Consider the following 768-nt stretch of genomic DNA (forward strand, 5'->3'; position numbering starts at 1 on the left):
GGGAAACGGCTGATGGACAAGGTGGTGAGCGGCCGGCGAGGCGGCTTCTGCTACGAACTAAACGGAGCGTTCGGCACCTTGCTCACCGCTCTCGGGTACGAGGTCACCCTGCTCGCCGCGCGGGTGTACGGCGACGGAGGACGGCTCGGCATCCCGTACGACCATCTCGCCCTGCGGGTACGGACCCCGGACGGGGACGACCTGCTGGCCGATGTCGGGTTCGGGGCGCACTGCCTGTTGCCGCTGGCGTTCGGAGAACGGGGGGATCAGGAGGACCCCGGGGGCACGTTCCGGATCACCGGGGCGGCGCCGGACGCGGCCGGGGTGCGCGGCGGTCAGGACGTCGCCCCGCTCACGGACCTGGACGTGCTGCGGGACGGGAAGCGGGTGTACCGGCTGGAGCGGCGCCCGAGGGTGCTCGGCGACTTCGTGGCCGGGGCGNNCCGGGTCACCGCGACGGCGGCGGACGGCACGCGGGAGGAGCGGGAGTTGGGGACGGACGAGGAGGTGCTCGCGTACTACCGGGACCGGTTCGGAATCCGCCTCACCCAGGTGCCGACCGTGAGAGATCCCCACCGGGCCGGCTGATCGGGAACCCGTCGGCAGCACCGGCCGGTCACCGGCCGACCTGGTCTTCGCCGTCCGCCGGCTGCCCGACACAATGGCTGCCGTGAGCGATGTGAGACATGTGCTGGTGCTGCCCGACCGGGATGCCGCGGAAGCGGTGGCGGAGGAACTGGGCGAGCGCTTCGGCATCGACGAGGAGCC

Annotated in this window: 1 protein-coding gene and 1 pseudogene; both read left to right on the forward strand. The window is 72.5% G+C overall.

What is annotated here, in order from left to right; genetic code table 11:
* A partial coding sequence (locus AOK11_RS38485) for an arylamine N-acetyltransferase family protein (protein WP_240497654.1) occupies window positions 1–441 on the forward strand: 441 nt, incomplete at both ends.
* A 2-nt stretch (window positions 442–443) separates the two neighbouring features.
* Window positions 444–588 (forward strand): annotated as a pseudogene (locus AOK11_RS46030) (arylamine N-acetyltransferase); the annotation flags it as partial.
* Between the last annotated feature and the right edge of the window lie 180 nt (window positions 589–768).

This window comes from Streptomyces hirsutus, from assembly GCF_001418415.1.
Classification (GTDB): domain Bacteria; phylum Actinomycetota; class Actinomycetes; order Streptomycetales; family Streptomycetaceae; genus Streptomyces; species Streptomyces hirsutus.